Source organism: Ruegeria sp. AM4 (genome assembly GCF_056540665.1).
The window spans coordinates 1-23,876 of sequence record NZ_JBQFXD010000007.1 but is presented as its reverse complement, the minus strand read 5'-3'; the positions used below and the strand labels follow the sequence as shown (position 1 = coordinate 23,876).

22 protein-coding genes are annotated in these 23,876 nt (G+C 57.6%); 16 read left to right on the top strand and 6 right to left on the bottom strand.

Translation table 11 applies throughout. The features are described 5' to 3' along the window. The first annotated feature begins 10 nt into the window (after positions 1-10). From tkt to ACR0JA_RS14165, 9 genes are all read left to right on the top strand, one after another. Positions 11-2,008: a transketolase gene (tkt, locus tag ACR0JA_RS14205; RefSeq protein WP_480575904.1), complete on the top strand. Its 1,998-nt coding sequence runs from the start codon at positions 11-13 to the stop codon at positions 2,006-2,008. A 10-nt stretch (positions 2,009-2,018) separates the two neighbouring features. Beyond that, positions 2,019-3,020, top strand: a complete 1,002-nt coding sequence (gene gap, locus ACR0JA_RS14200; RefSeq protein ID WP_480575901.1) for a type I glyceraldehyde-3-phosphate dehydrogenase — start codon at positions 2,019-2,021, stop codon at positions 3,018-3,020. Further along, positions 3,020-4,228, top strand: a complete 1,209-nt coding sequence (locus ACR0JA_RS14195) for a phosphoglycerate kinase (RefSeq protein ID WP_480575898.1) — start codon at positions 3,020-3,022, stop codon at positions 4,226-4,228. The genes gap and ACR0JA_RS14195 overlap by 1 nt, the downstream gene beginning before the upstream one ends. A 14-nt stretch (positions 4,229-4,242) precedes the next feature. Continuing rightward, positions 4,243-5,322 (top strand): class II fructose-bisphosphate aldolase, encoded by a 1,080-nt coding sequence (gene fba, locus ACR0JA_RS14190; RefSeq protein WP_480575895.1) that lies wholly within the window; start codon positions 4,243-4,245, stop codon positions 5,320-5,322. Continuing rightward, on the top strand, positions 5,319-6,074 hold the full coding sequence (gene tpiA, locus ACR0JA_RS14185; RefSeq protein ID WP_480575892.1) for a triose-phosphate isomerase: 756 nt from the start codon (positions 5,319-5,321) through the stop codon (positions 6,072-6,074). The genes fba and tpiA overlap by 4 nt, the downstream gene beginning before the upstream one ends. After that, complete coding sequence (gene rpe, locus ACR0JA_RS14180; protein ID WP_480575889.1) at positions 6,071-6,751, top strand: ribulose-phosphate 3-epimerase; 681 nt, start codon at positions 6,071-6,073, stop codon at positions 6,749-6,751. Before tpiA ends, rpe begins: the two co-directional genes overlap by 4 nt. Positions 6,752-6,777: 26 nt before the next feature. Then, complete coding sequence (locus tag ACR0JA_RS14175) at positions 6,778-7,332, top strand: thioredoxin family protein (protein ID WP_480575886.1); 555 nt, start codon at positions 6,778-6,780, stop codon at positions 7,330-7,332. A 2-nt stretch (positions 7,333-7,334) separates the two neighbouring features. Then, positions 7,335-8,006, top strand: coding sequence for an HAD-IA family hydrolase (locus ACR0JA_RS14170; RefSeq protein ID WP_480575883.1), 672 nt, complete (start codon positions 7,335-7,337; stop codon positions 8,004-8,006). A 409-nt stretch (positions 8,007-8,415) separates the two neighbouring features. Next, complete coding sequence (locus ACR0JA_RS14165; RefSeq protein ID WP_480575880.1) at positions 8,416-9,831, top strand: tetratricopeptide repeat protein; 1,416 nt, start codon at positions 8,416-8,418, stop codon at positions 9,829-9,831. Positions 9,832-9,858: 27 nt separating this feature from the next. Here ACR0JA_RS14165 and ACR0JA_RS14160 read toward each other — a convergent pair whose 3' ends face one another. Next, complete coding sequence (locus ACR0JA_RS14160) at positions 9,859-10,755, bottom strand: LysR family transcriptional regulator (RefSeq protein WP_480575877.1); 897 nt, start codon at positions 10,753-10,755, stop codon at positions 9,859-9,861. A 125-nt stretch (positions 10,756-10,880) separates the two neighbouring features. Here ACR0JA_RS14160 and ACR0JA_RS14155 point away from each other — a divergent pair, with 125 nt between their 5' ends. Both ACR0JA_RS14155 and ACR0JA_RS14150 read left to right on the top strand, forming a co-directional pair. After that, positions 10,881-12,074 carry a phosphoglycerate kinase gene (locus ACR0JA_RS14155; RefSeq protein ID WP_480575874.1) on the top strand — a complete coding sequence of 398 codons (1,194 nt, stop codon included), beginning with the start codon at positions 10,881-10,883 and terminating at the stop codon, positions 12,072-12,074. After that, positions 12,071-12,799: an HAD-IA family hydrolase gene (locus tag ACR0JA_RS14150; protein WP_480575872.1), complete on the top strand. Its 729-nt coding sequence runs from the start codon at positions 12,071-12,073 to the stop codon at positions 12,797-12,799. Before ACR0JA_RS14155 ends, ACR0JA_RS14150 begins: the two co-directional genes overlap by 4 nt. Before the next feature lie 12 nt (positions 12,800-12,811). On the opposite strand, the gene ACR0JA_RS14145 is transcribed toward ACR0JA_RS14150, so the two are convergent. Beyond that, positions 12,812-13,651: an LnmK family bifunctional acyltransferase/decarboxylase gene (locus ACR0JA_RS14145; protein WP_480575869.1), complete on the bottom strand. Its 840-nt coding sequence runs from the start codon at positions 13,649-13,651 to the stop codon at positions 12,812-12,814. Between the two features lie 23 nt (positions 13,652-13,674). Continuing rightward, positions 13,675-14,835, bottom strand: coding sequence for an MSMEG_0568 family radical SAM protein (locus tag ACR0JA_RS14140; protein ID WP_480575866.1), 1,161 nt, complete (start codon positions 14,833-14,835; stop codon positions 13,675-13,677). 367 nt (positions 14,836-15,202) lie between these two features. On the opposite strand from ACR0JA_RS14140, the gene ACR0JA_RS14135 reads away from it, so the two are divergent. Then, complete coding sequence (locus ACR0JA_RS14135; protein ID WP_480575863.1) at positions 15,203-16,585, top strand: aminotransferase-like domain-containing protein; 1,383 nt, start codon at positions 15,203-15,205, stop codon at positions 16,583-16,585. A gap of 20 nt (positions 16,586-16,605) precedes the next feature. Here ACR0JA_RS14135 and ACR0JA_RS14130 read toward each other — a convergent pair whose 3' ends face one another. Next, the gene (locus ACR0JA_RS14130) at positions 16,606-17,235 is read right to left on the bottom strand and encodes a helix-turn-helix domain-containing protein (protein ID WP_480575859.1); all 630 of its coding nucleotides are present in this window, start codon (positions 17,233-17,235) and stop codon (positions 16,606-16,608) included. Between the two features lie 172 nt (positions 17,236-17,407). Between ACR0JA_RS14130 and ACR0JA_RS14125 the strand changes: the two genes are divergently transcribed. Next, positions 17,408-18,379 (top strand): AIR synthase related protein, encoded by a 972-nt coding sequence (locus ACR0JA_RS14125; protein WP_480575856.1) that lies wholly within the window; start codon positions 17,408-17,410, stop codon positions 18,377-18,379. Between the two features lie 3 nt (positions 18,380-18,382). Here ACR0JA_RS14125 and ACR0JA_RS14120 read toward each other — a convergent pair whose 3' ends face one another. Then, entirely contained in the window at positions 18,383-18,925 is a 543-nt protein-coding gene (locus ACR0JA_RS14120; protein ID WP_480575853.1) for an MSMEG_0567/Sll0786 family nitrogen starvation N-acetyltransferase, read from the bottom strand. Between the two features lie 148 nt (positions 18,926-19,073). After that, on the bottom strand, positions 19,074-19,715 hold the full coding sequence (locus ACR0JA_RS14115; RefSeq protein ID WP_480575850.1) for a hypothetical protein: 642 nt from the start codon (positions 19,713-19,715) through the stop codon (positions 19,074-19,076). A 191-nt stretch (positions 19,716-19,906) separates the two neighbouring features. On the opposite strand from ACR0JA_RS14115, the gene ACR0JA_RS14110 reads away from it, so the two are divergent. The 3 genes from ACR0JA_RS14110 to ACR0JA_RS14100 are packed head-to-tail and all read left to right on the top strand — an operon-like array spanning position 19,907 to position 23,688. After that, a complete protein-coding gene (locus ACR0JA_RS14110) occupies positions 19,907-20,914 on the top strand; it encodes a carbamate kinase (RefSeq protein WP_480575847.1) in 1,008 nt (335 codons plus the stop codon). After that, a complete protein-coding gene (locus ACR0JA_RS14105) occupies positions 20,914-22,506 on the top strand; it encodes an acyl-CoA synthetase FdrA (protein WP_480575845.1) in 1,593 nt (530 codons plus the stop codon). Before ACR0JA_RS14110 ends, ACR0JA_RS14105 begins: the two co-directional genes overlap by 1 nt. Positions 22,507-22,527: 21 nt before the next feature. Next, complete coding sequence (locus tag ACR0JA_RS14100) at positions 22,528-23,688, top strand: MSMEG_0565 family glycosyltransferase (protein WP_480575842.1); 1,161 nt, start codon at positions 22,528-22,530, stop codon at positions 23,686-23,688. Positions 23,689-23,876: the final 188 nt, after the last annotated feature.

Below are 23,876 nucleotides of genomic sequence, written 5' to 3'. Positions count from 1 at the left end.
GGGAACAGCCATGACAGCCCAATCGAAACTGATCTCTGACGAAACACAGATGGCGAATGCGATCCGTGTTCTGGCCATGGATGCAATTGAGCAGGCAAACTCCGGCCATCCCGGTGCGCCGATGGGAATGGCCGATGTTGCCACGGTTTTGTTCAACCGTTTCATCAAGATCGACCCCACCGATCACGCGTGGCCTGACCGGGACCGCTTTGTCCTGAGCGCGGGCCACGGGTCGATGCTGGTTTATGCGATCAATCATCTGCTGGGTTACGATGACATGGACGCCAAGCAGCTGCGCAATTTCCGACAGCTGGGCTATCGCACGGCGGGACATCCCGAATACGGCCATGCCAAGGGAATTGAAACGACAACGGGTCCACTGGGCCAGGGTTTGGCCACTGCTGTTGGTATGGCTTTGGCCGAGCGGATGCAAAACGCACGCTTTGGCGATGAATTGGTCGATCACTTTACTTATGTTTTGGCCGGAGACGGTTGTTTGATGGAAGGAGTCAGCCAAGAGGCCATCGACCTCGCGGGTCATCTGGGGCTGGGTCGTCTGATCCTGTGCTGGGATGACAACGGCATTACCATCGACGGAACAACCGATCTGTCCACCTCGACCGATCAACCCGGACGGTTCGAGGCGGCAGGATGGCACGTTCAGTCAATTGACGGCCATGATAACGAGGCCATCGCAGCCGCCATTCGAACAGCGCAGGCCGAGACCGGGCGACCTTCAATGATCGCTTGCCGATCGACGATCGGCAAAGGAGCACCGAATAAGGCCGGCAGTCACAACGTCCATGGCGCGCCTCTGGGGGCCGAAGAAATCGCCGCAACCCGCGCCGCGCTTGGCTGGACAGCGCCTCCCTTCGAAACTCCACCCGAAGTCGCCAATGCTTGGCTGGCAATAAGCCAGCGCGGTGCCAAGGAACGGGCCAGCTGGCAAAATCGAAAGGCGATGCATCCCAAAGCCAAGGAATTCGATGCAACGCTGGCACCCGTTGATCACCATACGCTTGGCAAGGCAATCGCCGCACATAAGGCAAGCGTTTCGAGCGAAAGACCCAAACTCGCAACGCGAAAAGCGTCTGAAATGGCATTGGAAGTGGTTAACGCGGTATTGCCCAACTCGGTGGGCGGTTCAGCAGACCTGACCGGATCAAACAACACCAGAACCGGCGACATGCGCCCCGTGACCCGAGACGACTACTCGGGCGACTATCTTCACTATGGCATCCGGGAACACGGAATGTCAGCGGCGATGAACGGTATCGCCTTGCATGGCGGGTTCTTCACCTATGGTGGCACTTTTCTTGCCTTCGCAGATTATTGCCGCCCCGCAATCCGAATGTCTGCGCTGATGCAGGTGCCGGTTGCCTATGTGATGACACATGACTCGATCGGTCTGGGCGAAGACGGCCCGACCCACCAGCCGGTTGAAACCATTGCCTCGCTGCGCGCCATGCCGAACCTGACCGTGATCCGCCCCGCGGACGGGGTCGAAACCGCCGAGGCTTGGGAAATTGCAGCAACAGCCACGACAACGCCCACATTGCTTTGCCTGTCGCGGCAAGGGCTGCCAACGGTACGTACGGTTCACGACGCGACGAACCGGACGGCACGCGGCGCTTATGTGCTGCGCGAGCCCGAGGCCGAACGAGACGTTACTCTGATTGCCACCGGATCAGAGGTCGAGATTGCGCTGCAAGCCGCCGATCTTCTGGCCGAGCAATCCATCAATGCGGCCGTTGTTTCGGCACCCAGCTTTGATTTGTTTGAGGCGCAACCGCTTGAATATCAGGTCGAAGTTCTAGGCACTGGCCCACGCGTCGGCGTCGAAGCCGCCGTGTCTCAGGGATGGCACAGATGGTTGGGTCACGACAGTGCCTTTGTCGGGATGACGGGGTTCGGAGCGTCGGCACCTGCCCCCGACCTGTACCAACATTTCAAAATAACAGCCGACGCTGTCGCCAAAGCCGCAGCGGGCCTTCTGAGCGAAGATTGAAGGAGATCAAATGTCTGTAAAAGTTGCAATTAACGGCTTTGGCCGAATTGGTCGCAATGTGTTACGCGGAATTCAGGAATCGGGCCGCAACGATGTCGAAGTTGTCGCGATCAACGATTTGGGGCCGGTTGATATGAACGCCCATCTTCTGCGCTATGACAGCGTGCACGGCAGATTCCCCGGCGACATCAGCGCGACAGACAGTTCGATCGATGTCGGATCCGGCCCGATTGAGGTTACGGCCATTCGGGACCCCAAAGATCTGCCCTGGCAAGGGGTGGATGTGGCGTTGGAATGTACCGGCATCTTCACCGCCCGCGACCAGGCGGCGAAACATCTCGAAAACGGTTCAAAGCGGGTGTTGGTGTCCGCTCCGGCCAGCGGCGCCGACAATACCATCGTGTACGGGGTCAACCACAAAACGCTGCGGTCGGCGGACACCGTGGTTTCGAACGCCTCCTGCACAACCAACTGTCTTAGCCCGGTGGCCCAGGTGCTGAACGAGGCAATTGGTATCCGTCGCGGTTTCATGACGACGGTTCATTCCTACACGGGCGATCAGCCTTCGCTGGACGTGATGCGCAAGGATTTCTATCGCGCCCGGGCGGCCTCGCTGAGCATGGTGCCGACATCGACCGGTGCCGCCAAGGCGGTGGGCCTGGTACTGCCGGAGCTGGATGGCAAGCTTGATGGCGTAGCTATCCGGGTGCCGACCCCCAATGTTTCCGTGGTCGATCTGGTCTTTGAGGCCGAGCGCGACACCACTGTCGACGAGGTCAACAACGCGATCCGATCTGCCGCCGACGGCCCGCTTGCAGGTGTTCTGGGCTATACGGACGACCCCAATGTATCGATGGATTTCAACCATGATCCGCATTCGTCCATTTTCCACATGGACCAGACCAAGGTGATGGGCGGAAACATGGTCCGAATCCTCAGCTGGTACGACAACGAGTGGGGATTCTCGAACCGAATGGCAGATACTGCGGTTGCCATGGGCAGGCTGATCTGATGCAGCTGCCGCGGATCACTGACATGGATGTGGCAGGCAAGCGCCTGCTGGTGCGTGCTGACTTGAACGTCCCCGTCGAGGATCGTCGGGTGACGGACACCACCCGCATTGACCGTTTTGCTGCGGGCATGAAACCTCTGCTGGAGAAAGGCGCGCGGCTGGTTGTCCTGACCCATTTCGGACGACCAAATCCGAATGAGCTTGATCCGGCCTATTCCGTCGACAAGCTGCGCCCGTATCTAGCAGACGCCTTGGGTGCTTCGGTTCGGTTCTCTGATGTCTGTGCCGGTGAATCCGCCCGCATCCACAGCTCTCAACTGTCGGATGGCGAAGCGATGCTGTGCGAAAATCTGCGTTACAATGCAGGGGAAACGGGGAATGACCCAAAGTTTGCCGCCGAACTGGCTGAATTGGGGGATATCTACGTCAACGATGCGTTTTCGTGTTCGCATCGCGCCCACGCTTCGACAGACGCCCTGGCCCGGATCATGCCATCAGCGGCGGGTCCTTTGCTGGTCGAAGAGACCGACGCGCTTGGCGCGGCACTGGAATCGCCTGGATCACCAGCGGTTGCTATCGTCGGGGGTGCCAAGGTTTCGACCAAAATTCCTGTTCTGAAAAATCTGGTCGGCAAACTGGACGCGATAATCATCGCGGGCGGTATGGCCAACACCTTCCTTTATGCTGACGGCGCGCCGATGGGGAAATCGCTTCACGAGGCGGACCAGATCGACACCGTAAAGGAAATTCGCGCGTTGGCTGCGCAATCCGGGTGCCAGTTGGTGCTGCCGATCGACAGCGCCTGCGCCACCCAATTTGCCAAGGGCGCCGACCGTCATGTGTTTGCGGCGCAGGAATGCCCTGATGACATGATGATTCTGGATGCGGGCCCTGCCTCGGTCGAGGAATTCACGCGCATCCTGACCTCTGCCCGAACGATCCTGTGGAACGGACCGTTGGGCGCATTTGAAATCCCGCCCTTCGATGCGGCGACGGTCGCGCTTGCAAAAGTGGCGGCAAAAGTAACCAATGATGGCACCGCAATCTCGGTCGCCGGAGGTGGCGACACAGTTGCAGCGCTGAATGCAGCCGGGGTCACCGATCAATTCACATATGTCTCTTCCGCCGGAGGGGCGTTTCTGGAATGGCTGGAGGGCAAGACGCTCCCCGGTATCGCGGCCCTGTTGCGGGCCGGTCAAGCCGCCTGAGGAGGAACCGACACATGGCACTGATCACCTTGCGCCAGCTTTTGGACCACGCCGCCGAGCATGGCTATGGCGTACCAGCATTCAATATCAACAATATGGAACAGGGCCTGGCAATCATGAATGCCGCCAAGGCCGTGGACAGCCCGGTGATCCTTCAGGCCAGCCGGGGCGCACGGTCATACGCAGGTGACATCATGCTGCGTCACATGGTTCTGGCATTGGCTGAGATGTACCCGGACAATCCGATCTGCCTGCATCAGGATCATGGGAACAACGAACAAACCTGCCTGTCAGCCATCCAGCACGGGTTTACGTCGGTGATGATGGACGGCTCGCTTGAGGCCGATATGAAAACGCCAGCGTCATATGAATACAACGTTAACATCACCAGGGCCGTGTCTGAGATGGCCCATTGGGTTGGTGCCTCTGTCGAAGGTGAACTTGGAGTGCTGGGATCGTTGGAAACCGGCGAGGCCGCGAAAGAGGACGGATCGGGCGCCGAAGGCAAACTGTCGATGGACGACCTGCTGACCGACCCTGATCAGGCGGCAGATTTCGTCGCCAAGACCAAGGTCGATGCATTGGCGATTGCCTGCGGCACCTCGCACGGGGCGTACAAGTTTTCGCGCAAACCGGATGGCGAGATTCTGGCGATGGGTCGCATTGCCGAAATCCATGCGCGCATTCCCGATGTGCACCTTGTGATGCACGGATCATCATCTGTGCCGCAAGAGCTGCAGGATTTGATAAACGCCCATGGCGGGGATATGCCGCAAACTTACGGGGTGCCTGTCGAAGAGATCGAAAAAGGTATCAAGTCGGGTGTTCGCAAGGTCAATATCGACACCGATTGCCGGATGGCCATGACAGGCCAGTTCCGCAAAATCGCGGCCGAGAACCCCTCGCAATTCGACCCGCGAAAGTTCCTTGTCCCGGCAATCAAAGAGATGGAGGACCTGTGCCGGGATCGCTTTGAACGGTTCGGAACGGCGGGCAATGCCTCCAAGATCAAGACCATCGCGCAGGATGACATGGCGGCGCGCTATGCCGCGGGCGCGCTGGACCCGGTCACCAGAAGCGCCGCAGCTGCATGACGGTTCGACGTCATATCGCTGCGGGCAACTGGAAAATGCACGGGCTGGGCGCGGATCTGGTTGAGCTGGCCGAAATTGCCAGCGCTGCGAAACCGCTCTCGGGGATCGTGACTCTGTTGTGTCTGCCAGCAACTTTACTTGACCGCGCGCGTGGTCGAGGCGTCGAATTGGGCGGCGAAGATTGCCATGCGCAGGCATCCGGCGCACATACCGGAGACCTCTCGGCCCAGATGTTGCGCGATGCAGGAGCGGATTTTGTTATCGTCGGGCATTCGGAACGGCGCAGCGACCACGAAGAGGCAAACGCCGATGTTGCGGCCAAGGCCAAGGCCGCATGGGCCGCAGACCTGACCGCGATCATCTGTATTGGCGAGACCGAGGACCAGTACCGTGCGGGACAGACAGCGAAGGTGATTGAGGCGCAGATCGCGGGCTCGGTTCCGAACGGTGCAAACCCCGAGAACACTGTGATTGCCTATGAACCCGTCTGGGCTATCGGCACCGGCCTCACGCCGGAGCCCGAAGACATCCAGACAACCCATGCCGCCATTCGCGCCAATTTGGCAGCCCGGCACCCACATGGAGGCGATATGTCGATTCTCTATGGCGGATCGGTCAAGCCTGCCAACGCGGATGCGATCTTTGCGGCACCTGATGTGGATGGCGGACTGGTTGGCGGGGCCTCATTGAAAGCCGCCGATTTTGTTCCGATCATGCAAGCCCTGAATGCCAGCAAACGAGGTGCCAAATGAGCTTTGATCGTTCTGTGAAAATCGCGCCCTCGATCCTGTCCGCCGATTTTGCCGATTTCGGACGCGAAATTCAGGCGATCGAAGCGCAAGGGGCGGATTGGGTGCATGTGGATGTCATGGACAACCACTTTGTCCCGAACCTTACCTTTGGCCCGCCAGCGGTCAAAGCCTTCCGCAAACATGTGAAAACGGTGATGGACGTGCATCTGATGATTGCCCCCGTGGACCCGTTTATCGAGGCTTATGCCGATGCCGGCGCAGACATCCTGACCGCGCATGTCGAAGCGGGGCCGCATATTCACCGTACCTTGCAAGCCATTCGCGGGGCCGGAATGAAAGCGGGCGTTGCGTTGAACCCGGCGACACCGGCCGAGGCGGTCTCTCATGTCCTGGATTTGTGCGATCTTGTGTGTGTCATGACAGTGAACCCCGGTTTCGGAGGCCAGAAATTCATCGACATGACGGCAAAAATCAGGGCATTGCGGCAGATGATCGGTGACCGCGAGGTCCACATCGAAATTGACGGCGGGGTAGACCCGGATACAGCGCCGCTGGTCCGCAATGCCGGGGCGGATGTGCTGGTCGCAGGTTCCGCAGTGTTTCGGGGCGGCTCGGTCGAGGCGCCGGACGCCTATGGCCGGAACATTTCCGCCATCCGGGCTGCGGCAGGCGACTGATCAGGTCAGGCGACAGGAGACCTCAGATGGCTGAAACAACTCCGGTTTGCGATTTCGGACGCCCTGCCCCCGAGTTTTCGCTTCAGGCGACGGATGGCAGGATTGTTGGGCTGGCAGATGTTGCCGGCGCAAACGGAACTCTGGTCATGTTCATCTGCAACCACTGCCCGTATGTTCTGGCGGTGCTGGACAGGATCATCCGAGACGCGCACGAGCTACAGGGTCTTGGCATTGGCGTTGTTGCGATTTCGGCCAACGATGTGGATGCCTATCCGGCGGACAGTTTCGACAACATGCGGCGGATGGCGGAAAGTCGAGGGTTTCCTTTTCCCTACCTTTACGACCAAGACCAAAGCGTCGCCCGAGCCTATGGCGCGGTCTGCACACCCGATTTCTTTGGCTACGATGCCGGTTTCGGATTGCAATACCGGGGGCGGCTGGACGCGTCGGGCCGACAGGAAGGTCCCAGTGATCTGCGGCGTGATCTGTTTCAGGCCATGAAGCAAGTCGCAGAAACCGGACGGGGGCCGAAAGATCAGGTTTCCTCGATCGGCTGCTCAATAAAATGGAAGGTGAACTAGCAATGGCTCGGATTGTTTTTGATCTCGACGGCACACTGATCGACAGCGCGCTCGATCTGCACAACATCGCATGTGAAATCATGCGCGAAGAGGGCCTTTCGCCGATTACAGTTGACCAGACGCGTTCGTTCATAGGCCATGGCGTCGATACGTTTGTCGCCAAGCTCCGAAAAGTGCGCCAGATACCGGATGCCGATCACGACCGCATTCTTGGCATGTTCAAAGACCGATATCAGGACGCGGTTCATCTGACCCTGATCTATCCGGGCGTCAAACAGGCGCTTGAGGAACTGACACGGGCCGGTCATAGCCTCGGAGTTTGCACCAACAAGCCCCTCAGCCCCTGTCTGGCGGTGCTGAAACATCTGGACCTCGATCGGTATTTTCATGTGGTGCGCGCGGGCGACAGTCTGCCGGTTCACAAGCCCGATCCAGCCCCCTTGCATTCCGCTTTTGCAGACATGCCTCCGGGACACGAGATCTATGTCGGCGACAGCGAGGTCGATGCGGAAACGGCAATGCGCGCGAAGGTTCCGTTCCTGCTGTACGCCAAAGGGTATCGCAAGAAACCGGTCGGCCTGATCCCACACACTCAGTCCTTTTGCCACTTTGACAACCTGCCGGATCTTGTGGACGCGCTGTTGGCCGAGACTGAAGAAGCCCGCACGGCCTGAGGCAAAGCCGCTTGCGCGAGCCGGTCGGAATTGGGGCGGATGCTAAGGCGTTTCGCCTGTTCGTTTGATCCGGCGATTATTTCAGAGTTTTAGGTGTATGTTTCAGAATTTGGCCGTTTGCGGCCAAAAATCCTGAATGGGGGCACTTTTATGCGCCCCGTAGCGGGTATTGAGCGCCCATCCAACACATCCATTCACAAATCAGCGAAGCCAATACTCGGCCGTATCCTGCCTATGGCATAACTGCAGCAGAACGAGCTTGTATCGGCAAAGTCGAGTCATGTTCGTATATGCATATCGCCCCTGCCCTGCTCGGGCTTTTGTTCGGGCGCGCTTTGCCGCAGGATTGGCGTTAATGCAGGCGATGGGAATGTGTAAGTGACTGAAGGAAGCAGATAAGGACATGAAAATGGCTTTGGGCAGCATGCAGGCCGCTCCGCAATCCGCAAAGGACATTCGCGGCGTTCCGATTTCTTATGTAGATGCAAATGCGATTGATGCGCTAGAGCATGCTATTGAAATGGCCCTGTCCTTTCGCGGTGACTCGATTGCCACCATTGATGCGGTTCTGGCCGAACATCCGCGCTTTGTTATGGGCTGGCTGTTCAAGGCCGGGTGGCTGACGCAATCGATGGAAACGCGGGTTTATCCTGAGTTCATCGAAGCGATTAATCGCGCCGAGCAGCTCTCGGGTCTGGCCAACACTCGCGAAAAGGGCCACCTGGCAGCCGCCAAAGCCTGGGCCGCAGGTGATTTCTTTGGGGCGGTTCAGAAATGGGAAGAGGTGCTGACTCAATATCCCAAAGATCTGTTCGCCCTGGGATTGATCCACTACACAATGGTTTTGCTGGGCGATGTCCCGGGCCAGCGCGATGTGGTTGCGCGTGTCTTCAACCAATGGGACGCAGACATACCCGGTTATGAGTTTGTTTTGGGTTTCTATGCCTTTGGGCTGGAAGAAAACCGCGATTTCACTCATGCAGAGGACCTGGCGCGGCAGGCTTTGGATATCCGCCCAGACAACCCTTATGCGATCCACGCGGTCAGCCACGTGATGGAGATGCGCGGGCGGCAATCCTGCGGAATCAAGTTCATGAAAGACCGTGCCGACCTCTGGAGCACGTCGAATTTCGCGAACCATCTGTGGTGGCACACGTCACTCTATCATCTCGATCTGGAACAGTATGATCAGGTCTATGGCATCTTCGACCAACATCTGGATTCCCGACGCAAGGATGGCAACAAATACGAAGAACTCGACGCCGCGGCCCTGCTATGGCGCATGAACCTCGCTGGCCAGGACAGCGGTGACCGTTGGGTTCATCTGGCCAACAAATGGGAACCCGCAGCGCAAGACACGCTTTATGCGTTCAACGATGTGCATGCGATGATGACATTTGCGTCCGATGGGCGCGAAAAGGCGCAGGACCTGTTGGTCAATGCAAACAAGCGTTATCTCGAAAGTGCCTCGGATGCCAACGCAGCCATGAGCCGTGAAATCGGAATGCCGTTCTGTCTGGCCATTCAGGATTTCAAACGCGAGGATTACGCCACGTGCGTGGATCGTTTGCTGCCGGTGCGCTACATGACGCACCGTTTGGGGGGCAGCTTTGCCCAACGGGATATCATTGGCTGGACCTTGCTCGAGGCCGCTTTGCGTGCAAAACGCTTTGATCTGGCATTGGGGTTGGCCAATGAACGCACGGGTCTGAAACCCACATCGGTTCAGAACTGGCGGGCCGTTGCACGCGCGCTGCGAGGTTTGGGCAATATCGGCAGGGCTGACCAGGCCATGGCGAAGGCCGACGCGCTTGCCTCTGCCTGACATGTGACGATCATTCCTGCCCGGGGCCTATCGGGGCAGGAACGCGCCATCCATTTCCACAACTTCTTCCCAGATGGTTTTCGCGGCGGGTGAATCCGGAATGTTAAGCGGCTTGATCAGATGCCAATGCCGATGCAACGGCAGGCCATTCAGGTTCAGGCTGACCAGACGTCCCGTTTTCAGCTCTTCCATCACCGTGTGCTTGGACAACATCGCAATACCCAGCCCGGCTATGACCGCCTGTTTGATTGTCTCGTTTCCGCCCATGACGGCGACCCGATAGCTTTGTCCGGCCCCGATATCATCCAAAAAGCGCGCCATCAGAATGCGGGTGCCCGACCCTTCTTCGCGGGCGATGAACGTCTCTTTCAAAAGCGCCTCGGACGGCACGGCGCTGAGTCCCGCCAGTTTGTGCGCGGGGTTTGCGATCAGGATATAGGGATGCGACCCGATCGTGGCCGAGACCAGTTCAGGCGATTTCGGAGGGCGGCCCATGATTGCCAGATGCAGGGCTTTTGCATCCAGCATAGCGATGATCTGTTCTCGGTTGCCGATGGCCAGATCAATCTCGATATCGGGGAGTCTGGCATTCAGATCTGCAACAAGTGACGGTGCGAAATACTTTCCCGTACTGACAACACCCAACCGGATATGGCCTTTTTTACCCTCTCGCAGCGCCTCGATATCGCGCATGCTCTTCTCAAGCTCAGAGTTGATGCGCGCCGCAGCAGCGACAAGGATTTGACCTGCTTCCGTGGCCTTCATTGGCCCGGACCCACTGCGGATGATCAGCGGCGTATCGACGATTTCTTCCAGGTTCTTCAATTGGGTATGCACGGCCGGGGATGTCAGGTTCAGTTCCTGAGACGCTCCGGAGAACGAGCCATGGCGGCTGACCGCACTCAGCGCCAAGAGCGAACGCAAGTTCTGGTATCTCCGGATCATCTTTAACATAGGTTAAGCCTCGTTTCCTATATTTAAATATCATTAACGGAAGGAAACATAAATACTCTTCTTAAGCTATTGAAGCTGGCAGAGGAGATTCGCTTATGTCACAGCTGACTTCCATTAACGACGTGGACGTGTCTGGCCGTCGCCTATTGGTACGCGCTGATCTGAACGTACCGATCCAGGATGGCAAAATCACGGATATGACACGGATCAATCGGTTCGCCGACGGTATGCGCCCGTTGCTGAAAAAGGGTGCCAAACTGGTTGTTTTGACCCATCGGGGCAGACCCGACCGGCCCTTTGACCAGTCGCTGTCAAACGAGAAGATCAGAAAGGCCCTGTCGGATGCGCTGCAGGCGCCCGTCTGGTTTTCTGCCTATTCGACCGGCCCCTCCAGCGAGAGCTTTGCCAGCCGTCTTGGCGAAGGACAGGTATTGCTGTGCGAGAATGTGCGCTTTCTGAAAGGCGAAACCGCAAATGACCTTGAAGTGGCCGCCGGCCTTTCCCGCCTGGGCGAGGTCTTTGTTAACGATGCGTTTTCAAGCGCGCATCGTGCGCATTCCTCGATCGAAGGCGTCACCCGGTTTTTGCCCTCTTTCGCCGGTCCACTGATGCTGGACGAAATCGACGCGCTTTCCCATACATTGGACACCCCTGACCAACCTGCTGTTGCGGTGATTGGGGCGAACACGCTGTCCAGCAAAGCATCGATCCTTATGAATCTTGCCGGAAAGCTGGACAAGCTGATCATCGGAGGGAAGATTGCGAATACCTTCCTTCATGCAAGTGGTACACCCATCGGTCAGTCTCAGTTCGAGGCAGATCACCTGGATACTGTCGCAGAAATCCGGGCACGCGCCGAAGCTGCTGGATGCAAGATTCTGCTTCCGGTCGACCTCGTCGTCTCCCGGGACGGGGGTCAAGCCACCGAGACAGTCGACCGAACATCGTGCCCGCAGGACGCGACGATTCTGGACGTCGGACCCAAAAGTGTCGAACGCTTCAAAGAAGCGCTCGGGTCGGCCTGCGCAATTCTGTGGAATGGCCCGATCGGACGCGTGGCGGATGAAACCTCGACAGTGGGTCTTGCGCAAGAGGCCGCGCGGATCACGCGCTTGGGCAAGTCGATTACCGTCGCTGGTGGGCGCGAAACCGTACGCGCACTGAACCAGGCTGGCGTTTCGGGCGATTTTTCCTATGTTTCGACCGCGCGCGGAGCCTTTCTAGAAAGCCTGAGCGGAAGAAACCTGCCGGGCATCGCCGCGTTGAAAGGCGCGCAGTGCGCATCATGACTTTACGGGCCCTGATCTTTGACGTCGATGGAACACTGGCTGAAACCGAAGTGGTCCATCGCGTCGCCTACAACACCGCTTTCGCCGAAGCCGGACTGGATTGGTATTGGAGCGAGGAGGCATTCATCAAGATCCTGCGCCACGCCGGAGCCAAAGAGCAGATGCGCGCCTATGCCAAGCGGGTTGGCACCCCGCTTTCGGAACCCGAAATCGTTCATCTTCACGACCGCAAGATGCGTGCCTATCGCGAAATGCTCAGGGAAGGTGACCGATTGAAACTGCGTGACGGCGTGCGGGACCTGATCGCGCGGGCGCGCCACAAGGGCCTAAAAATAGCCGTTTCGACCGCATCACACAGGATGAATGTCGAATCGCTCTGTCACGCCTGTTGGGGCACGTCGGCCGACCGCATTTTCAACGTCATCGCAACCGGCGAGGAAGTTCGTTCTAAGAAACCATCACCGGACGTTTACCATTTGGCGCTAAACCGGCTGGGAGTCCACCCTGACGAGGCCTTGGCTATTGAAGACAGTCAGAACGGACTGCGCGCCGGATTGGCCGCAGGTTTGCGCGTCTTGGTCACCCCGTCAGACTTTACCCGAGCAGATGACTTTTCCGGAGCCACATGGATTCGCAACAGCCTGACCCTGGATACGCTGCCGAATGTACTGTCCGAGGTGCTCAAAGACGATGCCACCCCAGCCTTGCTGCAGATGGCGCGCTAAAATGGAGCCAGATCAGACACCCGCAAGAAGCGGTTCGAAATGCCTGTCAGCTACAAATTCATGGCGTCCTGAAACGGGGCATAGCTGATCGGCCATTCTGCTGAAACTTCGAGCGATGCACTTTTGATCACTTGATCTCGTCATCGCCGACGTTACCTCACTCGCCTCTCGCCGAGAGGATATACAAGTCCATTCGAACGGATCCACGTTTCCGAAATAGGCAATCTCACGCGACGCCAACGGCGTCTTAGCCCCAAGTTCGGGGTATTCGTATCGCTTGAACAGCTGCGAGAAATTGGCGAAATACATGAACTTGGCCGCGTTGAAATCGACCGCTGGATTCACAAGATGCTGACTGGACTGCACCAGTTTCCGATCATCATGTGCGCGCAACTGCCGGAATCGCAGACGGGTTTCTTCCAGCTCAGCCTCGCCAAATGGCTTCGACTGAAACGCCATCGAGGTTTTGCCGAACCGCGTATTGCTTGAGCCCTGCGCAGTTGACAGGGTCGACATCATCCGTGCCGAGGCAATCAACCCGGACCCGATCTTTGAATAGGTCGTTTCGGTTATGAAAAACGGAGGCTTCAACGCGCAGGGATGGCAGACGACCGATATTTCGTCGTCTTCCGACACCTCGATGTCTCGGTTGTAATTCAGAGACGTGTAGATGAAGCTCGCGTAAATTCGATGCCCATTCTCGGAAATCCATTCGGACGGACGTTTCGCGGTCAGCGTAGAGATCCATTTCCAATGCAGATTCCCTGCATGCGTCAAACAGAAATGCTCGGACAGGCCAAAAATATCCAGATGCGGCATTCCAGCGTAAAAGCTGTCGTGGGTTGCTAACATCGTGTCACCTCCTTGGATCGGAGTTATCCCGCTGGCGCTTTGAGCTTTTCGTACAGGGAAAGGGCCGAACACGCGCCGCATTTCGCGCAGCCTGCGGTCATTTCTTCGGACTTGATACCGCTTTCCCGCAGCATCTTGCCAATGGGCATCAGAATTTCGTGCATAAAGCCCGATGACGGGGTCGGGTGGCTTTCCATCGGGGTCCCCGAGATCGGTACGAACGGCACGACGAAGGGGTAAACCCCAATGTCGATCAGGCGTTCGCTCATGTCGATGATCTGTTCCTTGGTGTCCCCCAGCCCAGCCAGGATATAGGTGGATACCTCACCGCGGCCGAAGACTTCGACCGCCGCCTCGAAAGCTTCGAAATAACGATCAACCGACACTTGCGCTTTGCCGGGCATAACCTCGGCGCGAACCTCTTCGCTGACAGCCTCTAGATGCATCCCCAACGAGTCAATACCGGCATCTTTCATGCGCTGGAACCAGTCATCCGTGTCGGGCGGCTCGCACTGGCCTTGAATGGGCAGATCGACGCGCGCCTTAACACCTTCGGCGCTTTCACACAGAATGTGGGCGCCCCGGTCCTTGGTGGGCGGTGTCCCGGTCGTCATGATCATCTGCGTTACGCCATCCAGCTCAACTGCGGCCTTTGCGACCTCGCCCAGCTGTTCCGGCGTTTTGCGTTCGATGGTGCGGCCGGCTGCCAAAGACTGACCGATCGAGCAGAACTTGCAGGTCTTGGTGCGACTTTGATACCGGATGCAGGTTTGCAGGATCGTTGTTGCCAGCACATCCTTGCTGTGCAGCGCAGCAATATGAGAATAGGGGATGCCGTCTGCCGTGCTGCAATCGTAAAACTTCGGGCGAAACGGGAACTTTACACGCCCGACATCGACGCCATCGCGGCGTACGCGGCTATTGCCCTCGGCATCGGGCGCGTCGACCACATAGGGGCTGCTGAAAGCCGGTGCCGTGTGTACCGGAATCATGACGGTCTTGTCGTTGATGGTCAGAGCGGTGTGGTCCGAGGGACCGGCGCCCCCCCTGCGACTTTCGCCACTATTTTTCGGATCGACAAGGCGTACGCCGTTTGACTGCAGTTCATTGATAAGTTCTTCACCACTCATCGGCCGCGCGGCCTTGGCGGTTTCGGGTTGGTCGTAGGCACGAGCGACGCTCATTTTTTGGTTTCCTCCCGGTCTTGATTGGGGTGGTCCAAACACCTCCGTCAGGCCACCCAAGGGACCTATTGCGCCTTTGAATCTGGCAACATCCATCCCAAGCAACGCCTCGGCTTCCCCCGCCGGTCATTGGCATTGATTGCTGCCATTCCACGCTACTTTCGCAAAAAGTAGAACAATCAATTGATCCTGTCAATGTAATAGTATTGGAAATAATATTTCCCATATGTATATGAAAATTCTGCTGATATTTGCCCATTCAAAGCCAATTGTCGGAAAATTTCGCAAGTTTGTTCACAGCACTCTTGACCGGATTTAGATATACAATATACAGTCAATCATAGAAACAAACAGGTTTTGACCGTATATGGAAAATTGGCTCCCCACCCTCGCCGACGATGGAAACCCCCGCTATATGGCGCTGGCAAACGCCATAGCTGAGGATATCCATACAGGCCGATTGTCCGTCGGTGACCGGTTGCCGCCACAGCGGGAGCTGGCTGAGAGACTTTCAATTCACTTCACGACCGTCGCACGAGGTTATGTGGAGGCGAATGCCCGGGGCCTGATCGAATCGAAGGTCGGACGGGGTACGTTTGTCAGCAAGCAGACCCGCAGCGAAGCTCATGTTTTTCCCGACCGCCCCGCCGATGCGTCCATGAACCTGCCCCCGGAACCTCATGACGCAGAACTGGCGCGAAAAATGCGGACCGGCGCGCAGTACGTGGTCGAGGATATTGTATCCTTGCTCAGGTACCAGGGGGCTGCGGGAGGTGACGCGGACAAGCAAGCCGCCCTGACATGGCTCAGCCGGAGGTCAATGACCCCGAAACAAGATCGCCTGCTTATAGCGCCCGGCGCACAGGCAGCGCTGGATGGCATCCTGCACGCAACGACGAAACCCGGGGATACGATTCTATGCGAGAACATCACCTATCCCGGCATTCGGTCGCTCGCCGCCCAGCACCGCCTGAATCTGGTTGGTCTGACGATGGACGAGGATGGGATCGATCCGCAAGCGCTGCAGGATGCATGCGAATCTCACGCACCGAAAGCGCTCTACCTGAATCCCACTCTTCAAAACCCGACCACCCTGACAATTCCGATTGAGCGGCGCCGCGAACTGGCCGCAATCGCGCGTAAATACAACGTACCAATTCTCGAAGATGACGCTTACGGCCTCATACCGGCGCGGGGCCAGCAACCAGCCCCGTTTGCCTCGATCGCGCCGGAACTGACCTGGCATATTGCAGGCCTTTCAAAATGCATTGGCGCAGGTTTGCGAGTGGCCTATGTCATCGCCCCTGATGCGCGCAGCGCCTGGCCGTTGCTGTCAGCGATGCGAGCGACATTTGTCATGGCTTCACCGCTTACAGTTGCTGTTGTGACCAAGTGGATCGAGGACGGAACAGCAACCAGTATATTGCGCGCTGTGCGCAACGAGACGATCGAACGCAACAAGCTGGCCCGGCGCATTCTGCCCGAAGGTTCGTTCCGCAGCGATCCGCTTAGCTTCAGCATCTGGCTGGAACTGCCCGCACCCTGGACCCGAACCGCGTTTGTTGAACACATGCGGTCGAAGAACATTGGTGTTGTCGCCAGTGACGCATTCGTGGTCGACCGTGCTGCGCCGGAAGCTGTCAGAATGTGCCTTGGCGGTCCCGCGACACGCGGGCAGATCGAATCCACGCTCGGCTTTGCGGCGCACGCCCTGACCGAATCTCCGGCGCTGACCTCGGCCTTTCTATGAGAACAGATTGCCCCGAGGCCCTATTCGCCACGCAACGCTACCCAGACCAATTCGGCCTCTTCTTCGCCGACATTCTTCCACTTGTGCGGAATTTCACCGCTGAAATGCAACGAGTCTCCGGCAGCCAGGTGGTATTCGGTTTTCCCCACCTGAAACTCGACTTCTCCCGAAAGAACGTGCACAAGCTCTTCGCCGGAATGGCGCAAAAGCTTGCGTCCGCTGCTGGCGTCCGGCTTCATGACCGCGATCGCGGCTGCGGCCCGGAACTGTTGATAGGGACCGGTGATGCCTTCAAGATTCAGACCCTTGTGCGGCGTAAAAACGATCGTGCGATCATCTCCCTTGGTGTGCAAAACCGGCTCGGGAAGATCGTCGCCATCTTCGATAAAGTAATTTACCGGCACACCCAGAGCATTACTGAGTTTCAGCAGCGTCGTGATCGTGGGCACCATATCACTGCGTTCGATCTTGTGGATCGCAGGGCCGGAAACGTCGCTTTTCGCCGACAATTGTTGCAAGGACATGCCTTGCTCACTGCGCAGGTCCAACAGTTTCTGTCCCACGCGACTAACAATTTTTTCAACCTCGTCCGTCTTGGCGGCAGGACGAACCGATTGGTTGGTGGTCTGTTTCTTGCTTTGCTTTTGCACCGAAATCTCCGGATCAGACAATCAAATCAAATCACAGGGCAGAAACATGCGTGCGACGCGCCACGCAGAGCAACACGTCGACCGGTCCATTCCCATTGTGCTCAGCAAGCCTCGGGCGGCGCAGTCGCCTGATAACTATACGTAACACATCCTGTAGCTTCCGAGATACATCATGACACAAGAAACCAAAAGTCTAAACGACCAGCTTGGAAATATTGTCGAGACCGTACGTGCATACGCGGGCGTCACCGGGAAAAAGGCCATCAACGGCGCCAGCCGGTTTGTGAAACATGAAGACCCGATTCACGGGCCCGGCGATGATGGTGCTGTCGTCGATGTCGACGGCACTCATATCATCGGATGCGGCGAAGCGATCCTGCCCGCATTTTACCAACACGACCCTTACGGGGCCGGAGTCGCGGCCGTTCTAGCAAATGTAAACGACGTGGCCGCAATGGGGGGCGCACCCAAAGGGATCGTCAATACGGTCGTCGGCCCCAGGGAAACCACGGATACCGCCTTACGCGGCCTTCAGGATGCGGCGGAAATGTACGATGTCCCGATCATCGGAGGGCATCTGACCCAGAACGCAGACACCTATGCCCTATCAGCCTTTGCACTTGGCCATGCCGACAAGATCCTGTCGATGGCAAATGTCCAGCCGGGGATGGCCTTGCTATTCGTCGCCTGCTTGAACGGACGCATGCGAGAGGATTTCCCGTTCTTCACATCGCTCGACACACAAGGACCGACCCTCGCGCGTGATGTCAGATTGCTTGCCAAAGTCGCTTCTTCGGGTGCTGCACTCGCGGCCAAGGATGTTTCAATGGCAGGCTCGCTTGGGTCTCTGGCGATGTTGCTTGAATACTCGCGCTGCGGTGCACGGCTCGATATGGAAAAACACCCGATGCCTGCAGGGGTCGATCCTGCCCGCTGGTTGATTTCTTTCCCAACATACGCCTTCTGGCTGGCGACCGAGCATGACCGCATCAGTGAATGCGTCGAACTGTTCGAGGCCCATGATCTGGCCTGCGCCCATGTTGGCGACACGACGGCCAGCCCTGAGATTATCCTGAATCACTCGGGATCGAGCCTGTCTCTGATGGACCTCAGCCGCGAGAGCATTACCGGATTGTGGGATTGACCGCTAGCCTGTGGGACAAAGCGGCGTCTGCTGCTCGCGCGCCAACCATTCTACCGACATTCCGTCCGGTCGGCCCGGCCAGTCCAGCGGTGGCGCTGTTGTCAGATCGAACAGCATCGGTTGATGCGGGATGCCGAAGGACATCGTTTGCTCGCCATCGCAGGTCCACCCCAACCGCTGAAAGAAGTTCACATTGGCCAGCTGAACGCTGGCTTCCATCTCGGACCCGCCTTTGACAGCGGCGGTTGCCGTGGCAAACCGGACAAGATGGGCGCCAACAATTGTGCGGTGGCGTTGCAATACGGCAAGCCGATCACCTTTCCACCTGCCAGATGCGTTAACCGGATAAAGGCGCACTGCCCCTGCGCATTCACCCTTTCTGGCAGCAAGGGCGTGAACAACTTCGGGGTTGTGATCATGTTCGTCCACATCGGTCAGGGTGAGAACGCCTTGCTCGAGAACAAATACCCGATGGCGGATCGCGTAATGTGCGGCCAGATCATCGCCGCGGTCGGCAGCCCAAACTGGAATACGTTTCTTCTGCATTGCGGGCACCCCCTCTGAACGCGCGCAAAGGTTCAGAACGCGAATCCCCGTCGCGAAAACACCCCTGCGCCGCTGCCCGATCTTAGCATAGCTGCGACGTTTCGTCTACAATAGTAGATGATCCTCAGATCGGAATCGCCAATCGATTTCAGGACCAATCCGTGCGGATTCTTTTGCGCAGAACATCTCGTGCCGCAGTCAAATCGGCGGCCGCCGTGTATTCTGTCCAGTCGGCAAGACCGGGTTCGGCATCAACCAATTGCCCGGTCTTACGGTCCACCCGAATGACAGACAGCGAATAAAGAACGCCGGCGCCCGAGGGCTCTGGTTGCGTGATCGTGACAATAGCAAGCCCCGAGGCAAGATGCATTTCGGTGCAACCATATGGATCGAGAAGGCCGTGTGACAGATCTCCGGTTTCGTTCAGAATGACCCATTCCTGTTTGGAATCCTGAGCGACCTTGATCGCGGTAGAAAGCTTAGATGCTTGTTTTTCCTCTAAAATCACTCTTTCACGCATTGCAAACGCGGCACCTGAAACTTTGCTATGAGGCAGGGTGTCTGCCCCGATCTCCAAAGCCTGCGTGGCTCGGACATAAAATTTCTCAGCATTGGGCCAGGCAGCCTCGAGAGCTTCGGGCGTTTTGAACTCGACCAGGATGTCCGACATCGAGCGGATTGTGGTGACGATCTTTTTGTATTGCTCGGGATCCATCGCCGAGATTGAAAACAGCTGTTGTTCACATTCCGACCAGAACTGACGCGGATGTCCTGCGTTTGGAGTCAGCATTACGGTTTTCTCCCATTCTTGGCCAAACGCACACGCACGCACCCCGGCCACATCACATTTATCTTGTGTCGGATACGATATGCTGTTAATTATCCGAAAGTCTAATTCACTTTAATACATTCCGGAGGCGATAGCCAGTTTTCTGTGCGCCGACGAAATGTTTCGAATGAATAAAACGATGGGAGGTCGTCGTGAGCAAAACAGCGGTCGTAGCGCTGGGAGGAAACGCCCTGACACAAGAAGGTCAGGACGGAACCCAAGAAGAACAATATGCCAACGCAATCGCGATGGCCAAATCCGTGCGTTCGCTATTGCGGCAAGGCTGGAAGATCATCATCGTCCACGGCAACGGCCCGCAGGTTGGCAATCTGGCCATTCAGCACGAAGAAGGTGCCAAACTGGTCCCGGCGCAACCCTTGTTTGCGCTCGGCGCGATGACGCAAGGAGCTTTGGGCAGCCTGATCTCGCTTGCGATGCACGAAATCTGCGGCGAAGAATGCTCTGGCATCGTCTCGGTCGTTACCCATGTGGTTGTTGACCCAAAGGATGCTGCATTCGATAACCCAACCAAACCCATTGGCCCCTTCTTCTCCGAAGCGGAAGCAAAAGAATTTTCCGACAGTCGCGGCTGGTCCATGATTCAGGATTCAGGCCGCGGCTATCGGCGGGTCGTCCCCTCCCCCGAACCCAAAGCGACGTTAGAAGCAGAAGCGATCGCCCAGTTGACTGAGGCTGGCAATATCGTCGTCGCGGCTGGTGGCGGAGGTATTCCGGTCATGCAGGATGGCGGTATCTATAAAGGTGTCGACGCCGTGGTTGATAAAGACTTTGCAGCCGAGCGAATTGCCGACGCGGCCAATGCGGACGCATTGGTCATGGTAACAGGCGTTCCAACGGTTATGCTGGACTTTGGCAAACCCACTCAGCGCGCAGTCGAGCATTTGTCGGTTTCCGAGGCGCGACAGCACTTGGAAGATGGACAATTCCCGCCTGGCAGCATGGGCCCCAAAATGGAGGCCGCAATGAAATTCGTGAAGGGCGACGGATCGAACCCGAACCGACTGGCGGCAATTACTACGCCGGAACTCGTCTACGGAACGCTGGCCGAAACCTCTGGCGGTGTGGTCGAAGGTGGGGTCGGAACCTGCATCACGGCGGATACCGCCATTGCCGATCGTTCGAACAAGGAAGTTGCCTAATGCCCAGTCTCGTATCCGTTCACCAAAATTCCTACAAAGACAGCGTAAAGCTTCTTGAAGCAACGCGGGCTTTGTTGAGTGCTGACGGCGTTCAATGGGGCTGGGCCTTCATGGCAACGCCGGCAAATGTCGAAGCAGCTGTACAGGAAGGTGCCTCTGACGGTCTGGACAGTGCGGGGGCCAACGATCTGGTTCTGGCCGTGCGCGCTGATGATGATGACGCTGCCAAAGCCGCACTTGAAACTGCTTCGGGCATCCTGTTCGAAGCCGCCAGTGCGGCAGATGGTGACGAAGAGAAGATTGCGCCCGACCTTGCCTCGGCCGTGAAAGAGCAACCCGACTCCAATCTGGCCATTGTGTCGGTACCCGGAGCCTATGCCGCACTTGAGGCGCATAAAGCACTTAGCGCCGGGCTGAACGTTCTGCTGTTCAGTGACAATGTCCCGCTGGAAGACGAAGTTGCGCTGAAGAAACGCGCGCAAGAGCTTGGCTTGCTGGTCATGGGTCCGGGCGCGGGCACAGCCATGCTCGGCGGCACCGGACTGGCCTTCGCCAACCGTGTCAACAATGGCTCGGTCGGCGTTCTGTCTGCGGCAGGCACCGGTGCGCAAGAGGTTATGAGCCTGCTTGATCGCTGGGGTATCGGCGTGTCTCATGTCATCGGGCTCGGTGGTCGCGACCTTTCCCCGGAAGTTGGGGGGCTCATGGCGCAATCCGCCATCAAGGCATTGGACGCAGATCCGGACACCAAGACGATTTTGCTGGTCTCAAAACCGCCGTCCAAGGAAGTGGCCGAAATGCTGGTCGATCTGCCCAAGAAACCGATGGTCGCCGCCTATATCGGTTTGCAGGAAAAAATTCCGGCAGCGCTTCATATCAAAGTCTGCAATACGCTAGAACAAGGCGTACGTGATACCCTGCCCTTCCACGGCCTGACCCCGCCTGAAATCGTCGGCGATTTGCCCACTCGACTGGACAAGATCATCAATAATATGGACGCGGGTCGCACCCGATTGTCCGGCCTCTATAGCGGCGGTACGTTGTGTTACGAGGCGATGACGATCGCAACTCAGCGGATTGGCCCGATCCATTCCAACATCCCCCTGGACAAAAGCTGGACGCTCGACTCCGCGGCGCCCGACGCACATGTCTTCCTCGACCTCGGTGAAGAAGAATATACCGATGGCCGCCCTCACCCCATGATCGACACCGAAGCCCGGATCGAGTTCATGCGCAAACAGATCGGCGACCCCTCGCTTGCTGCCGTTCTGTTGGATGTGGTGATCGGAGATGGCGCCCATGAAGACCCCGCCAGCGTTCTGGCCCCCGTCGCTGGCGAGATCGTCGCCTCGGGCGTGCCGGTGATCGTCTATGTTCTTGGCACCGACAGCGATCCGCAAACATTTGACAGACAACGGAAAACCTTTGAAGAGGCTGGCTGTGTCGTGACGGAAACTGCTGCTCGCGCAGCCCTGGCTGCCTGCGCTTTGGTCAAGCGGGACTCTTCCATTGTGTCCGAGGACCTGGCCGTACCTTTACAAACCACCAAAACCGATCACCCGGCTTTCGCCGATCTCGGCGCATCGGGATGATCTAGACAGAAACGGAAAGATATGACGGATTCCCTTCCCCGCGTTGCCCTAACGACCTATTCGATCAAGCCTCGAGGCGGCGTTGTCCATACTCTGGAACTGGCAGAGGCCCTTCAGGACGCGGGGATCGACGTCACCGTCATCGCAATGGGGGAACCCGACGCAGGGTTTTTTCGCGATCTGTCCGTTCCCTATGAGATCGTCAAGACGCCCGAATGGCGTGATTCACTTGAAGATCGGGTGTTCAGCTGGATCGATGCCATGGAAGCCGGGCTGAAAGCCATGGGCGATCGCTTTGACATCGTGCACAGTCAGGATTGTATCTCGGCCCGCGCGGCGGCCCGGGTCCGGGATGCTGGCGCCGGGTTCAAACTTATCCGTACCGTGCATCATGTGGATGACTTCACAACCGAAGCACTGATCAATTGCCAGAAACAGGCCATTCTGGAACCGGATGAAGTTCTGGTGGTCAGCAAGCTGTGGCAGGACATTCTGCGCAAAGACTACGGCGTCGACGCAAAGATCGTAACAAATGGTGTTCGCGCGGATCGGTTTGCTCAGCAGATCACCGACGACCGTCGCTCGGATCTGAGATCCCGCGCGGGTCTGGTTAATGGATCTTCGGATCGGTTCATGTATCTGACGGTTGGCGGGATCGAGCCCCGTAAAGGAAGCCGTCACCTGATCGATGCACTGGCCAAGTTGAAATCCGAGCGTGACGACGCGCCAGTGTTGGCGGTGATTGGCGGGCATTCTTTTCAGGATTATCGTGCCTATCGCGAAGATGTTCTGGGCTCATTGCCTGAACTCGGGCTGGAGTTGGGCAAGGACGTCGTCCTGCTTGGCACCATCGACGACGAGGAATTCCCACAATGGTTTTCAGCCGCAGACGGGTTTGTGTTTCCATCGGTCAACGAAGGTTGGGGGTTGGTCATTCTCGAAGCAGCCAGTGCGTCGCTGCCCGTGGTGGCCTCCGATATCGACGTCTTCCACGAATTCCTCAAGCATGATCAGGATGCCATTCTGACCCGCACCGCTGACGCCAACTCTCTGGCTTCGGGTATGGCACGTTTGCTGGACGAGCCCGAAACCGTCGAGCGCCTGACAACAAACGGCCCAGAGTTGGCCGCGCGCTTCAGCTGGTCGAACACGGCGCAACAGCATATCGATATCTATTCATAAACGCGTTTCTCGCGTCGCGGCCCGAACCATCCCTCGGATGTTTCATCCAAAAGCGTTCCCTTGATTCCGCAAGAGCGATTACTGTTTGGCGTCCGCTGTTCTGAAGAGCAGTAGGAAGACGAAGATTGATCCGATTGAGGTTGTTACGATGCCGACGGGTAGTTCTTGTGGAGCGAGGAGCAGTCGGC

What these genes read in the sequence shown, in the direction of transcription:
- ACR0JA_RS14100 (WP_480575842.1), top strand. Translation starts at nt 22,528, where the DNA reads ATGACGGATTCCCTTCCCCGCGTTGCCCTAACGACCTATTCGATCAAG.
- ACR0JA_RS14170 (WP_480575883.1), top strand. Translation starts at nt 7,335, where the DNA reads ATGGCTCGGATTGTTTTTGATCTCGACGGCACACTGATCGACAGCGCG.
- ACR0JA_RS14120 (WP_480575853.1), bottom strand. Translation starts at nt 18,925, where the DNA reads ATGCAGAAGAAACGTATTCCAGTTTGGGCTGCCGACCGCGGCGATGAT.
- ACR0JA_RS14155 (WP_480575874.1), top strand. Translation starts at nt 10,881, where the DNA reads ATGTCACAGCTGACTTCCATTAACGACGTGGACGTGTCTGGCCGTCGC.
- rpe (WP_480575889.1), top strand. Translation starts at nt 6,071, where the DNA reads ATGAGCTTTGATCGTTCTGTGAAAATCGCGCCCTCGATCCTGTCCGCC.
- ACR0JA_RS14105 (WP_480575845.1), top strand. Translation starts at nt 20,914, where the DNA reads ATGCCCAGTCTCGTATCCGTTCACCAAAATTCCTACAAAGACAGCGTA.
- ACR0JA_RS14165 (WP_480575880.1), top strand. Translation starts at nt 8,416, where the DNA reads ATGGCTTTGGGCAGCATGCAGGCCGCTCCGCAATCCGCAAAGGACATT.
- ACR0JA_RS14135 (WP_480575863.1), top strand. Translation starts at nt 15,203, where the DNA reads ATGGAAAATTGGCTCCCCACCCTCGCCGACGATGGAAACCCCCGCTAT.
- ACR0JA_RS14125 (WP_480575856.1), top strand. Translation starts at nt 17,408, where the DNA reads ATGACACAAGAAACCAAAAGTCTAAACGACCAGCTTGGAAATATTGTC.
- ACR0JA_RS14195 (WP_480575898.1), top strand. Translation starts at nt 3,020, where the DNA reads ATGCAGCTGCCGCGGATCACTGACATGGATGTGGCAGGCAAGCGCCTG.
- ACR0JA_RS14145 (WP_480575869.1), bottom strand. Translation starts at nt 13,651, where the DNA reads ATGTTAGCAACCCACGACAGCTTTTACGCTGGAATGCCGCATCTGGAT.
- tkt (WP_480575904.1), top strand. Translation starts at nt 11, where the DNA reads ATGACAGCCCAATCGAAACTGATCTCTGACGAAACACAGATGGCGAAT.
- ACR0JA_RS14175 (WP_480575886.1), top strand. Translation starts at nt 6,778, where the DNA reads ATGGCTGAAACAACTCCGGTTTGCGATTTCGGACGCCCTGCCCCCGAG.
- ACR0JA_RS14140 (WP_480575866.1), bottom strand. Translation starts at nt 14,835, where the DNA reads ATGAGCGTCGCTCGTGCCTACGACCAACCCGAAACCGCCAAGGCCGCG.
- fba (WP_480575895.1), top strand. Translation starts at nt 4,243, where the DNA reads ATGGCACTGATCACCTTGCGCCAGCTTTTGGACCACGCCGCCGAGCAT.
- gap (WP_480575901.1), top strand. Translation starts at nt 2,019, where the DNA reads ATGTCTGTAAAAGTTGCAATTAACGGCTTTGGCCGAATTGGTCGCAAT.
- tpiA (WP_480575892.1), top strand. Translation starts at nt 5,319, where the DNA reads ATGACGGTTCGACGTCATATCGCTGCGGGCAACTGGAAAATGCACGGG.
- ACR0JA_RS14115 (WP_480575850.1), bottom strand. Translation starts at nt 19,715, where the DNA reads ATGCTGACTCCAAACGCAGGACATCCGCGTCAGTTCTGGTCGGAATGT.
- ACR0JA_RS14150 (WP_480575872.1), top strand. Translation starts at nt 12,071, where the DNA reads ATGACTTTACGGGCCCTGATCTTTGACGTCGATGGAACACTGGCTGAA.